A 12,602-nucleotide genomic window follows, 5' to 3' on the forward strand; every position below is an offset into this window, starting at 1 on the left:
CGCTGATGCAAACATTGAATGTTGAGTTGGGTGAGCGTAGCTACCCTATTTATATCGGCGTAAATGGCTTGCGCCAACCTGACCTGCTGCGTCAGCACCTTACCACCAGTAAAGTGATTGTTATCACCAATGAGGTGGTGGATGTACTCTACGGTGCCCAGGTTATGGATCTGCTCAACGGTCTGGATGCCGATAAGCTGGTGTTGCCCGATGGTGAAGAGTACAAATCTCTCGCCAGCTTCGAGCGCATTATGACCCATCTGCTGGAGCTTAACGCTGCAAGAGACACCACCCTCATCGCGCTTGGAGGGGGTGTTATCGGTGATTTAACCGGTTTCGCAGCGGCTTGCTACCAGCGCGGAATACCCTTCATTCAGATCCCCACAACACTTTTGTCTCAGGTAGATTCATCAGTCGGAGGGAAAACGGCGGTCAATCATCCGCTGGGTAAGAACATGATCGGTGCGTTTTACCAACCCAAAGCCGTCATTATTGACACCATGACCCTGTGCAGCCTGCCCCGACGGGAGTTTTCTGCAGGCATGGCAGAAGTGATCAAGTACGGGATTATCTACGACGCTGAATTATTTAACTGGCTGGAACAACATCAGCAGGCGTTGCTCGACAAAGATCAGACCACACTGCAGGAAGTGGTCAGACGTTGCTGTGAAATCAAAGCCCTGATTGTTGCAAAAGACGAGCAGGAAAAAGGACTGCGTGCACTGCTTAATCTTGGGCATACCTTTGGTCATGCCATTGAGGCTGAGCAAGGCTATGGTAACTGGCTACATGGTGAAGCTGTTGCAACAGGCATTGTTCTTGCTTCTACCGTTGCACAGCACAAAAACTGGCTTGATGCGTCAGAACTTTGTCGTATTGTCGAGTTGCTCAAGGCTTTCAATTTGCCGGTGGCAGCACCTCAAGGAATGGGCTATGAGCGTTTTATGCAGCACATGCGACACGACAAAAAAGTTCAGGCCAACCGAATTCGCTTCGTGATCCCAGAAGGGATCGGCAGTGCTGTAGTGACAGACGACGTAGATGAGGCATTGTTAAAAGAGATTCTCGATGCCTCCTGACAGGTGGCAACGTGCAAACAGCCTTTATTGACCTAGAAAAAAGATTACTACACCTGACCAGCTTTGTTGGTGGCCTGATTCTGCTTGCAGGTACAGGTGCATCGAAGCAACAGCGTTTTTTACGAGATTTCGTCAGTGATCTCGACGAATCCGTGAATATCGCCTTTCTCAATGCGGGTGATGTCAAAAGCGAACAATCCTTTCGCCAACAACTTTTATCGCAGCTATTCGGTGCACAGCGTGACGCGCGTCGTCCATTGCATCAGCAGGTCGCCGCAAGCGAACTGAATCAGGGGCGCATTGTCATCGCCGTCAGTCAGGCCCGCCAGTTACCAACCGTGCTTGTTGATGAGCTATGGATGTTAAGTTCACGCAGTGACAACCTGAGCATTGTGTTAGCTGCTGATACCGAGTGGGCCATGGAGACCAAGCAACAACTGCAAGGCGGAACTGTGCCGGTGTTGTTGCAATATGATTTTCCGGAATCCACTGAAATAGCCATGTCTGAGTTGGATCGTTTGCTTGCTGAAAAACGCCAGGCCTTTAATGCGCGACTGGCGCAGAGACAACAGCAAGACAATCCTGTCAGCAAATCCGCAAGTCTTGTCACCAGCACTCGCTTTAAAAGCGCAGCAGCCTTGGTTTTTGTAATCAGTTTTGGCGGACTTATACACTGGTTTCATCCTGAATTAGTGGGGCAACTTTTGCCAGCGAATGCACTGGCTATGGTGCATTCATCATTGCCACCAGAAGACCCTCAGAAAGAGATTCTGACGGACCAGAAGCTGATTGCGGAACAGCCTGAGTCAAGCATGCCCTCAGTGGCAGAGCCGGCAGAATTAATGGAAGCAGAAAAACCGCTAGCGGCAGAAGCGCCGCCCAGCATTGAGGAAGAAAAGACTACGACTGAGGAGTCTGCGGTTCAAACCACGATGACACAAGAGGATGCAGTGCAAACCGTCACCCAATGGTCGGAGGCGGTGCAGCAGCTGAAAACGCCTGCGGCTGCTGAGAAGAATAAAGCTAACAGCAATGCGGCTTCATCCTCACCCGAGGTTGACACAGAGCTCGCTGACACTTCGCCATCGCAGCCTGAGAATGAGCCAGTACAATCGGATTATGCCTGGGATGAAGCTTACTTACTGACCTTGCCGGATTCCGAATATGTGCTGCAACTGTCGGCTGCCAGCGACAGCAACGTGCTCGAGGCGTTTATTCATCGGCATGAGCTGCAGGGCGAAAACTGGCGCTATCAGACACAGCGATACGGTGGCGACTGGCATGTATTGTTGTTACAGGGCAGCTACCCGTCATTGCAAGAAGCCAGATCCGCGGCGAACACCTTACCGTTGCAGGTGCGGGCCGGCGAACCTTTTGCAAAAACCATTGCTCAGATCCGTAAGGAAATTAGTTCCCAACCGTAAACCAGATTCAGTTACAATCCTGACTTTGACGTTCCAGCAGTGGCAAGATGGATAATAAAAAAAGCCGTGCTTTTTTAAAATGGGCAGGTGGCAAATACAGTCTGGTCAGCGAGATTCGTGCGCTTCTTCCGGATGGAAAGCGTCTGATTGAGCCATTTGTTGGTGCGGGCTCAGTATTCCTTAATACGGAGTACCAGGATTATTTGCTGAATGACATTAATCCGGACCTCATTAACCTGTACAAGATACTGCAGCAAAAGCCAGAAAGTTATATTGCGGATGCCCGTGCACTGTTTACTCCGGCGAATAATGATGCGCAGCGTTATTATAAATTCAGAGAAGAATTTAATTTATCAACCGATACCTACCATCGCTCAGTATTGTTTCTGTATCTGAATAGATTTGGCTATAACGGACTGTGTCGCTATAACTTATCCGGTAAATTCAATGTGCCCTTTGGCAGGTATAAAAAGCCTTACTTCCCCGAGGCGGAGCTGTATCACTTTGCCCAGAAAGCAGATCGCGCCACCTTCGTATGCAAACCTTTCGCGGAGGTATTCAGTCTCGCCCAGCAAGGGGATATCATCTACTGCGACCCTCCTTATGCGCCAATCAGTACGACGGCTAATTTTACAGGATATGCCGGCAATGGTTTTGGCATGGCCGAGCAAAACCGTCTGGCAGACTGCGCCCGGAATACGGCATTTTCTCAGGGCATACCTGTCCTTATCAGTAATCATGATACTCAGCAGACGCGTCAGATTTACGCTGGGGCCAGCCTCAAAGAATTAAAGGTGGGCCGCTATATCAGCCAGAAAGGCCATACTCGGGCGAAGGTTGATGAACTGCTGGCGCTGTATCAGTCTTAGTTGACAGCCCAGGTGATGACTTGTGTAGCAAACCCTCCGTACTTTGACTTTACTGTGTGGGAGTTAAGATCGGTATGATGAATGTGACAGAGATACCGGGCTTTAGTGACCCTTTTAGCTCCATTAGCCACTTGTTTGCGGCGTTAATTGCATTGTTTTTTGGTATCGCGCTGATCAGACAGGCCAGAGGATCTCTGCTGCGTTTGGCGATAGTATGCATCTACGTCTTCTCGGTCGTGTTTTTGTTGTCCATGAGCGGCGTGTTTCATTTACTTGAGCCAGGAACACTGGGCCGTGCTGTGCTGAAGCGACTTGACCACGCCGGTATCTTTTTGTTGATCGCGGGTACCTTTACCCCTATCCATGCCATTATGTTCAGAGGATTCTGGCGTTGGGGCTTTCTGACCATCATCTGGGTGCTGGCAATTACCGGAGTGACCCTCAAGACGATCTATTTTACTGATTTCGCAGAGTGGCTGGGACTGATTTTTTACATTGGCTTGGGCTGGTTGGGCATTGTGTCTGCTTACCTCACACACCGAATGCACGGCTTCACCGTGATTAAACCGCTTTTCTTCGGCGCACTGGCCTACACTCTCGGCGCGACCCTGGATTTTTTACGTGTGCCGGTATTGATTCCTGGCGTGCTGGGGCCTCATGAACTCTTTCATATCGCGGTATTGGCTGGTATCGCCTGGCACTGGCAGTTTGTAAAAACGCTACTTACATGGCCAGATAAAAAAAGCTCTATTGAGCGCTAATTCAGAGAAACCCTGTATCTCACCAACCCATCTAAGACGACCGTACCGGAATGTGTTGCTCAGCCCACCCTAATAGCTCTGGCGTTTCGCCCGTGATGTCGCCAACATCGAAGCCATATGTGACGGTTTATGCTATATCCCCCAGATCACTGATGTGGTTATCTATGTATACGGCGATTCCAGTGTTTAAGCATCCCCGTCAAAGCGTTTACACGAAGGAGATGGTCGCCTTTCTCCACGGTGGCTCGGCAAAATGCGGTATATGATTTTTTTTCTTATTGCGCTGTGTTTAAATACAGAAAAATAATAAGACTTGTGCGCCAATGCAAACCTACTCAAAGAAAGCGGGCTTTACCCTGATAGAGCTCATCATTGTTATTGTCATTCTTGGTGTTCTTGCGGTAACGGCTGCGCCCCGTTTTATCGACATCGATCGTGATGCGCGCATTGCTGTGCTTGAAAACATGAGCGGACAGATTAAATCGATGGCGCAGCTTGCCCAGGTTAAAGCAAGAGTTAACGGGATCCGTCCTTCCTTAACCAATCCAGGCGGATTGCAAACTGACTATGTCGTAGACTTTGGTTTTGGCAGTGCTGAAGTTGACTGGCGCAATTTATGCCCCGAGTCTCAGGCGGAGGGTGGGGATCAGCTGGAAATGATTGATTTTATGAATATCGATTTAGAATCAGGCTTGAGTCACCGCGCTACGAATCAACACACCCTTATCGGCTACGTTGTCCCCTCATCGGGAACACCCACCAACCAGGGATGTTATGTGCTTTACGACTCATTTGGTTCGCCAAACTGTACCGTGGAGGTGATCACCAATGATTGCTAGAAGCACAACAGCTTATCAGCCCCCTGAGCAGGTTGACTGTTTACCCTTTCAGGGGTCTGAATGCACCGAGCAGAGAGCCAGGCTCAATTTTTAATTTACCACTTAGAAAAGCGAGTCAAACCATGGGTGTACCAACCCGAAGTCAGATAAAACCGGGCAGCAAGGTCGCCATCGTGCAAAAGCAGGATCAGCGCAGTGGTGAGCTTACCGAAGGCGTTGTGCAAACACTGCTGACCAAATCACCCAGTCATCCTCACGGTATTAAGGTACGCCTGGAAAGCGGTGAAGTAGGCCGGGTGCAATCATTGCTCGAATAAAGGTTCATATCTCTATGGGTTGAGGTTTCCCGATTCATTCTTAAGCACTTCTGGTCAGTATAATTTAAGTAACAAAATTTTAAGCCGGCAGTACACCCTTTAAAGGCTTGCTATGATGAGGATAAAACTTCGCTGTATTGCGAAGATGTTTCATATATTTCAAGGGGGTTCGCGATGAATAAGGATATTAAAGGCCTGTGCCTGTTTCTCGGCTTAATAGGTATCGGTTACGTTGCTTTACTGGTGTTGGTGGCGTTGCTGACCGGCGCCAAAATCCTAAAAAGCATTATGTTTATTTCGGTGTTTTCGTCATTCCTGATCAGCCTGGGACTGACCCCCGAGGTGAAACAGCGCCTGGCGCTTTACCTTAAATCGCTGACCTATAAATAAGTGCGAGAACACGGAAGACGCCGCGCTTAAAAAAACAGTGCGGCTGAAATATTCCCTGCGTATACTGAGGAAAAATACCGAGGAACATCTATCATGAAATCCCTGTCCTGCTTAGTGCTGTCTACACTTGTCATTGGCTTATCACTCCCGGCCTTTGCCGATGATAAAGATAAAGAAGCCCGCGAATTGCGTACCGAACAGCGAGATGCTGTGATTGAAAAAAGAGAAGCTGAGCGTGAAGCAAGATTAGAAAAAGCGGAAGCAGAGCGGGAAGCCAAACTGGAAAGCAACGAGGCCGAGCGGGAACGCAGCCAGGCCCATGCACAAGAGCAGCGTGAAGCCGCTCAGGCGAAAAGGGAACATGCCCGTGAAGCAGGATTAGAAAAAGCAGAAGCGAAACGCGAAGCTCGCAAAGAGTATGAAGAAAGTGAGCGGGAAGCCGCAAAGTATGCCCGCGAGCAGGAGCGGGAAAGTCGCAACGCAGAGCGCGAGGCACGTAAGGCGGAGAAAAAGCTGGAACGTGAAGCTCGTAAAGAGCAGAAAAAGCGTGATAAAAAATAGTTTTCTGCGGGTAAAGTCAGGCTGCTCAGGGGAGCCTTGTACCTATGATTAAACCCATATCCGAGTCTACGATTACCTGCCCTGAGTGCGGACACCGCAAAACCGAGCTGATGCCGACAAATTGTTGTCAGTTTTTTTATGAGTGTGAAAACTGCCAAAGTGTGCTCAAACCCGAAACGGGTGACTGTTGTGTGTACTGCTCTTATGGCACCGTCCCCTGCCCACCTATTCAACAAGGCTCAGACTGCTGTAGCTAGTCCCCCACTGACAGACTTTGAAACATAAAAATAGGTTAACGACGTCGCTACAGGCGCTAGCATGAATGCTAAAAAGGAATCACCGATGCAGGGCTTTTTCGTCTCATCAGATCAAAAGAATCTGAATTTTGAAACCATCTACGGATTTATTTCACAAAGCTATTGGGCCAAGGGTATTCCCAGAGCCACCATGCAAAAAGCCATTGAAAACTCACTGGTATTTGGCGTTTATACGGATGCAGGCGAACAAGTGGGTTTTGCCCGGGTGACCACAGACAAAGCCACTTTTGCGTACCTGGCAGATGTGTTTGTTATGGATTCTCATCGCGGCCTCGGGCTTGGCCGACTGCTAATGAATAGCATTGTCGAACATCCGGACATGCAGGGTCTCAGGCGCTTTATGCTGGCAACACGGGATGCTCATGGACTGTATGCCAAATATGGTTTTGAGCCCGTGGGTGAGTCACCCAGTTTAATGCAAATCTGTATTCCCGATATCTATAGCCAAGCAACCAACTAGAGGTTTCCAATCTTTAGAGGGATGAAGAACAAGGAGCATGTTTTGAGAAAAATCATGATTTTTGGCAACTCAGGCTCAGGGAAATCGACCCTGGCAAAAAAGCTGGCGGAAGCAGAACAGCTTGCCCATCTTGATCTTGACACCCTGGCCTGGCAACCGGACATGCCCCCCCAACGGAAACCGGTTAGCGAATCGGCCGAGGCCATTGAGGCATTTATTCGTGAACATTCAGCCTGGGTCATTGAAGGGTGCTACGCCGACTTGCTTGAGCTGGTGTTGCCGCATTCCCCGGAGTTGGTTTATCTGAATCTGCCTATCGAAGACTGTGTCGCCAATGCAAAAGCGCGTCCTTGGGAGCCACATAAATACCCGTCTAAAGAGGCACAGGATGCCAACCTGGACATGCTGATTGATTGGATCCGCCAGTACGCCCATCGCGATGATTGCTTTTCACAGCAGGCTCATCAACGCTTGTATCAGCAATATAGCGGCAAAAAGACCGAATACACCTCCAATCAACAATAGATGGCAGTTTAAGCTTGATCTGACCCTGAGGGATCTGTTGACCCTTTTTATTGGTAACACTTTTCTATGGCCCCTTTTATAATTGAGGGCAGTCTTTTGCTTGCAGTCAGACAAAACTGTAATGTAAGCAAGTGCTTGGGAATAAAATGCTATTGAACACCCCATCTGTCTGGTTATTCGCTGAAAAGAGATTTGCATATGATATCTACACCTAAATTGGCGGTTCCGCGTTTAATTTTGTGGTTGGCACTATTATTAGGGTTGAGTACTTCAGTCTTTGCCGAAAGCGCTGCTCAACCAGGTACGCCTACGTTTCATCGAACTGGGGCTGAACCCATGTTTGATTTTGGTGGTGTCCAAGCGGATATGCAAAGTCAACCAACACGTGTGTTAGTGTTGGGAACTGAACATCTTAACCAAATGGAGGAAGGGAGTTTTGAGGCTAGCCATCTTTCTGACGTACTAGATCGTCTGGAACGATTTGAACCTCATTTTATTGCGATTGAAGCTATCAATGGAAGGACATGTGACGAAATTCAGCGTTATGCGTCGTTATATCCAGACGTCCAAAACTACTGTTCAGACACGAGCGAAGCACTGGAAGCCCTGGGCATGACGCGTCCAGAAGCTGCTGCGGCGGTTGAACATACTCTGGATAAATGGCCAAGTGAGCCCACAGCATCAGACCGTCGTCACTTAGCGATGTTGCTTTTTGCGGCAGGAGAGACTTGGTCAGCGGTTTTGCAATGGTCAAAGCTAGAAGAATCAGAAAGGATAGCCAGGGATGGAGTTTCAGAAACAGTAGCTGCTCATCTAAGTCGTGGGCTGAATTCGAAGAATGAGAACAACCTTATTGGTATCGAAATAGCTCGTCGTCTTGGTCTCGAAACACTGATTCTTATGGACGATCATTCTGCAGATTACATTTATCTTAAATCACCAGATTCGCTCCTCAAAACGGTACAATCTGTTTGGAAAACAGAACATCCAAATCAGGAAAAAGTTAAATCAGAATTGGAACAAATGTTAGGTTCACCCAAGCAAATGCTAAAAAGGTATATTTACCTCAATTCGAAAGATTACCAGCGCTATGCAATCGAGAACGACTTTGGTTTAGCCACATCATTTCCCGATGATGATGGTGTTGCTAGACAATACGTCGCATGGTGGCAAGTTAGGGGGTTAAGGATGGTAGCTAATGTCCTTGAGGGAAGCGCAAACTATCCGGGAGCCAGGGTATTGGTAATAGTAGGTGCCACCCACAAGTCCTATTTTGATTCGTATTTAGATCAAATGCATGATGTTGAGCTTGTGAGTGTAAAAAAGGTACTTCGAGATGAGTAGTTGATGATACTTTAATCTTTTTGATGAGTTCGTTTAGTGACCCCTAACACAATTGAGAGGGCGAAATGCTGATGTGTTTGCGCCCATCGCGATGATTGCTTTTCACAGCATGCTCATCAACGCTTGTATCAGCAATATAGCGGCAAAAAGACCGAATACACCTCCAATCAACAATAGATGGCAATCTGAATGAATTGGCCGCTCAATACCTTGTTAATTAGGGGGTTGTTGCGTTTATTTACACTTTTCGCGCCCTTTCTGATGGCCAGATATCGGCCCGGGCGATAGGATAATGTAAACATATTGTTAAGCTGACAATGTTGTACCCCTGTTTTTCATTTGAATCAGGACGGCCTATGAAGAATAAAAAGCCTGTTTTTGCCATCATTCCAGCCATTGGTGTTACCACCTTTATGTTGAGCTTCTGGCTGTTACAGTCAGAGCAGGAAAATCTGGTAATGGGGCTCAGCCCGGCTGCTGTAGCGGGCATTATTGTTGGATTCGGCATCGGCACTATGTTGATGTTGCTAAGAAAAAGTCGCAGGGGACTCTAACGCTTAGAAGATCGCAGTACTCATTTTTATTAAAAAGGACCACCATGAACGACCTGTTTCTCGGCATTCACAGCCATGTTGTTTGTATTAACAAGTCAGATGGCAATGAGGTTTGGCGCGTCAAGTTAAAGCGGGCCAACCTGACTAACGTGTGTTATGAAGATAACCATGTCTATGCGTATGCGGGCGGCCACCTGTTTTGTCTGAGTGCAAAGGATGGCACCATCCTCTGGGAAAACCCCTTAAAAGGTCTGGGTTATAGCACCTGCATTATTGCCAATGCGCATCAGTCGAGCTCGGTGGTCAGTAGTCAGGTTGCAGCGCAACAAGCGGTCGCCGTGTCTGGGGCAACAACGGCATCGGCTGGTGATGCTTGGGATTAGAGCAGATTACGATTACGGTCGTATCTTTGGTTGCCGATTTAACAGTCGCACCACAATCACCCTGAAAGTTGCAGCCTTTATCGCCAAACCGTTTTAAGCTCAGATAACACCAACCGTTTTGCTCCGCCAGTCAAGCAGAGCAATAAAGAGAAAATGCGATGAAAATGAGACAAATATTGCTTGGACTGGGTTCCGCCTGGAAAGATTTGCTGCTGCTCATTGTGGGCATCTATCTGGCCTTATGGTTGGAGGGTAAGGTACAGGATTGGCAGGAAGAAAAGCGCCAGAAAGATTATCTTTACCGACTCAGCATCGACCTGAGTAATGATGTAAAGCAACTGGAGGGCGTGCAGCGACGGTTGGATAAAAAGGTTAAGGCTTTGAAGGAGGGGTTAACCACCATCAGCGCTGATTCTTTTTCTGTGAGCAAAATTGAAGATGAAGAGCTGGTGCTGAAAACAGCGGGGCAGGTGAACAATTACCACTTTTTTACGCCGCTGGATTTTACCTTTGTCTCCATGCGCGAAAGCGGCGATTTTAAGCTGATCGCGGATGAAAAAGTTCAGAATATGTTGTTGTCTACCTATGATAACTACAAGCTGCTTCAGTTACTTCAGGATAACTATATTCAGGGGCTGGATGACCACTTTATTCCGCTATGGCTCGAGAGTGTGGATATGTTGAGAAGCAAAGTAGTCAATAAAGACGTTATTGAGTCCCCGCTCTTCTCTAACATGATTTTATTCGCCCTGAATGAAACCAGTAATCGCCAGAGTTTTATCAACCAACTGCTGCCTGAGATAAAATCCACGGCTGAGGCGCTGAAAGCCCTCAGTGGCAAAGCGCATTCGGTAGAAACTGAGAACGAGAGTGGTTCACGATGAAAGTAAGCCAATGAGCATGCTATCCCGGCGGGGCTTTATTAAATCTATGGCCGCTATTTCAGCAAGCAGTCTGATATCAGCGAATCTCATGGCAAGCTCCAGGGCTAATCGTCATGCACCTTATGTCATGCCCGATGAAAGTGAGCCCCACCGCCGCACCTGGATGGCATTTGGAGCCAGCCGTGGTATCTGGGGTAGCAAGTTATTGCCCGCAGTGCGAGAAAACCTTGTCGATATCGCTTTGACTATCGCCAATTATGAGCCGGTTTCGATGCTTGTCAGAGAAAGTGAACTCAGTTTGGCTAACAAGCTGATGGGTAATGATGTAGAGCTGCTCCCCTGTCCCCTGGATGACTTGTGGATGCGTGATACCGGGCCCGTTTTTGTAAAAACACCTGATTCACAAAAAGGTGCTATAGATTTCAACTTCAATGGCTGGGGAGGTAAACAGACACACCGTCGGGATTCGGCAGTGGCGGCCTTTGTCGCTGAACAGGCTCAGGTGCCTGTCATAACCACCGATCTGGTACTGGAAGGAGGTGGTATTGAAGTAGACGGTCATGGCACCGCCATTATCACCGAAAGTTGCGTGCTCAATGCCAATCGCAATCCGGGCCTGAGTAAAACCGAGTGTGAACTTGAGCTAAAACGCCTGCTGGGATTGGAAAAAATCATCTGGCTGCCGGGCATAAAAGGTAAAGATATTACCGATGGGCACACAGACTTTTACGCCCGTTTTGCATCACCCGGCGTGGTGCTTGCGGCTTATGATAGCGATCCCTATTCGTTCGATCATGCTGTAACCAAGCGGCATCTCGAGATTTTGCGTGATGCAACCGATGCAATGGGCAACAGGCTGAAAGTGGCGGTACTGGAAGCCCCAACCCGTATCAGGGACCGGTTTGCCCATGATGATTTTGCCGCAGGCTATATTAATTTTTATCTCTGCAACGGCGCCGTTATCGCACCTGAGTTTGGCGATCCTCAAGCCGATGGCGCGTGCAGGGAGAAGCTTGCCGATGCCTTTCCTGATCGTGACATCATCCAGCTCAATATCGATGCGCTGGCGGCCGGTGGAGGTGGCATTCACTGTACCACACAACAAGAACCCAAATTTTGATAGTGCATATTTCAGAATTAAAGACAGGGCTCATTTACCCCACACCCATCAATATTATTCCACGGTAAGACTCAAGCACTGACATTTCATCACGTAGTCTATGTTGCCGGGGTATGCATACGTCGCCAATCAATAGCAGCTTGAGGGACTATGTTTATTCCTGATATTTCTGGCGAAGAAGTCAAAATCTTTCATGCGCTTCATCAATGGCTTTTTGTAACTGGGCCGGGCTTACACTTAACCTGGAATCAGCCACTTAACAAAAATAATCAGACTTATCACAAACACTGCGACAAAAATGACACCGACGATCAGGAAGGGGACAATGGATTGGTGAGAGGAAAAGTCCGCCTGGCGTTTTTTCTCACTCTGCACACCAAACATGCTGGCGGCAACACTCTTTACCACTTCCCACCAGGATAATCTGGATTCAGTCATCAGTTTGAAGAGAGTTGGTCGGTGCTAGTGTCTGAATTTCTGGAAAGGAGTTCCAGTAAGTCGAGGAAATGGAACTGCATGCCCTGACCTTTTCCTGATAGCCAGGAAGACCAGCTTACGTCCTGTTTATTTCCCATGGCACAACGGTTCTGAGGATGGCTGACCGGCAACCGGGTATCCACCGTTGCCTGACTGTTCGCACAGTCAATGCCAAGTTGGTCTTTATGAGAATACCCTGACCAACCTATTGCCAGAGAAAGGGCCAGGGCTACCCCTGATATCGTCCTGATTTTACCCGTCATGTGAACACCACGTTATTTAGAGCCTGAGGGTATTA

The 12,602-nt window shown here is 48.2% G+C and carries 18 protein-coding genes; 16 read left to right on the forward strand and 2 right to left on the reverse strand.

What is annotated here, in order from left to right:
* The first annotated feature begins 5 nt into the window (after positions 1–5).
* The 16 genes from aroB (at position 6) to CCY32_RS13080 (ending at position 11,827) form a co-directional block, all read left to right on the forward strand.
* Positions 6–1,079, forward strand: a complete 1,074-nt coding sequence (aroB, locus tag CCY32_RS13005) for a 3-dehydroquinate synthase (RefSeq protein ID WP_088331359.1) — start codon at positions 6–8, stop codon at positions 1,077–1,079.
* A gap of 11 nt (positions 1,080–1,090) precedes the next feature.
* The gene (locus CCY32_RS13010) at positions 1,091–2,503 is read left to right on the forward strand and encodes an SPOR domain-containing protein (protein WP_088331361.1); all 1,413 of its coding nucleotides are present in this window, start codon (positions 1,091–1,093) and stop codon (positions 2,501–2,503) included.
* Positions 2,504–2,550: 47 nt separating this feature from the next.
* Positions 2,551–3,372, forward strand: coding sequence for a Dam family site-specific DNA-(adenine-N6)-methyltransferase (locus tag CCY32_RS13015; protein ID WP_088331363.1), 822 nt, complete (start codon positions 2,551–2,553; stop codon positions 3,370–3,372).
* Between the two features lie 74 nt (positions 3,373–3,446).
* Positions 3,447–4,133, forward strand: coding sequence for a hemolysin III family protein (locus tag CCY32_RS13020; RefSeq protein WP_088331365.1), 687 nt, complete (start codon positions 3,447–3,449; stop codon positions 4,131–4,133).
* A gap of 323 nt (positions 4,134–4,456) precedes the next feature.
* Complete coding sequence (locus tag CCY32_RS17465; RefSeq protein WP_088331367.1) at positions 4,457–4,972, forward strand: prepilin-type N-terminal cleavage/methylation domain-containing protein; 516 nt, start codon at positions 4,457–4,459, stop codon at positions 4,970–4,972.
* A gap of 122 nt (positions 4,973–5,094) precedes the next feature.
* Entirely contained in the window at positions 5,095–5,289 is a 195-nt protein-coding gene (locus CCY32_RS13030) for a YwbE family protein (protein ID WP_088331369.1), read from the forward strand.
* Positions 5,290–5,463: 174 nt separating this feature from the next.
* A complete protein-coding gene (locus CCY32_RS13035; RefSeq protein ID WP_088331371.1) occupies positions 5,464–5,679 on the forward strand; it encodes a hypothetical protein in 216 nt (71 codons plus the stop codon).
* A gap of 93 nt (positions 5,680–5,772) precedes the next feature.
* A complete protein-coding gene (locus CCY32_RS13040; protein ID WP_088331373.1) occupies positions 5,773–6,240 on the forward strand; it encodes a hypothetical protein in 468 nt (155 codons plus the stop codon).
* Between the two features lie 44 nt (positions 6,241–6,284).
* Positions 6,285–6,497: a GDCCVxC domain-containing (seleno)protein gene (locus CCY32_RS17380; RefSeq protein ID WP_246840617.1), complete on the forward strand. Its 213-nt coding sequence runs from the start codon at positions 6,285–6,287 to the stop codon at positions 6,495–6,497.
* 85 nt (positions 6,498–6,582) lie between these two features.
* The gene (locus tag CCY32_RS13050; protein ID WP_088331484.1) at positions 6,583–7,017 is read left to right on the forward strand and encodes a GNAT family N-acetyltransferase; all 435 of its coding nucleotides are present in this window, start codon (positions 6,583–6,585) and stop codon (positions 7,015–7,017) included.
* Positions 7,018–7,059: 42 nt separating this feature from the next.
* The gene (locus tag CCY32_RS13055) at positions 7,060–7,542 is read left to right on the forward strand and encodes an AAA family ATPase (RefSeq protein ID WP_088331486.1); all 483 of its coding nucleotides are present in this window, start codon (positions 7,060–7,062) and stop codon (positions 7,540–7,542) included.
* 198 nt (positions 7,543–7,740) lie between these two features.
* Positions 7,741–8,886: a DUF5694 domain-containing protein gene (locus CCY32_RS13060; protein WP_141096230.1), complete on the forward strand. Its 1,146-nt coding sequence runs from the start codon at positions 7,741–7,743 to the stop codon at positions 8,884–8,886.
* 356 nt (positions 8,887–9,242) lie between these two features.
* Positions 9,243–9,440, forward strand: coding sequence for a hypothetical protein (locus CCY32_RS13065; protein ID WP_088331377.1), 198 nt, complete (start codon positions 9,243–9,245; stop codon positions 9,438–9,440).
* Between the two features lie 44 nt (positions 9,441–9,484).
* Entirely contained in the window at positions 9,485–9,823 is a 339-nt protein-coding gene (locus tag CCY32_RS13070; RefSeq protein ID WP_088331379.1) for a PQQ-binding-like beta-propeller repeat protein, read from the forward strand.
* Positions 9,824–9,981: 158 nt separating this feature from the next.
* A complete protein-coding gene (locus CCY32_RS13075) occupies positions 9,982–10,707 on the forward strand; it encodes a hypothetical protein (protein WP_088331381.1) in 726 nt (241 codons plus the stop codon).
* Between the two features lie 10 nt (positions 10,708–10,717).
* A complete protein-coding gene (locus CCY32_RS13080; RefSeq protein WP_246840618.1) occupies positions 10,718–11,827 on the forward strand; it encodes an agmatine deiminase family protein in 1,110 nt (369 codons plus the stop codon).
* A gap of 237 nt (positions 11,828–12,064) precedes the next feature.
* Here CCY32_RS13080 and CCY32_RS13085 read toward each other — a convergent pair whose 3' ends face one another.
* Together CCY32_RS13085 and CCY32_RS13090 are read right to left on the reverse strand one after the other, a co-directional pair.
* On the reverse strand, positions 12,065–12,265 hold the full coding sequence (locus tag CCY32_RS13085) for a DUF2970 domain-containing protein (RefSeq protein WP_088331385.1): 201 nt from the start codon (positions 12,263–12,265) through the stop codon (positions 12,065–12,067).
* Positions 12,265–12,567 (reverse strand): hypothetical protein, encoded by a 303-nt coding sequence (locus tag CCY32_RS13090; RefSeq protein ID WP_088331387.1) that lies wholly within the window; start codon positions 12,565–12,567, stop codon positions 12,265–12,267. The genes CCY32_RS13085 and CCY32_RS13090 overlap by 1 nt, the downstream gene beginning before the upstream one ends.
* Positions 12,568–12,602 lie beyond the last annotated feature (35 nt).

The organism is Lacimicrobium sp. SS2-24, assembly GCF_002201535.1.
Classification (GTDB): domain Bacteria; phylum Pseudomonadota; class Gammaproteobacteria; order Enterobacterales; family Alteromonadaceae; genus Lacimicrobium.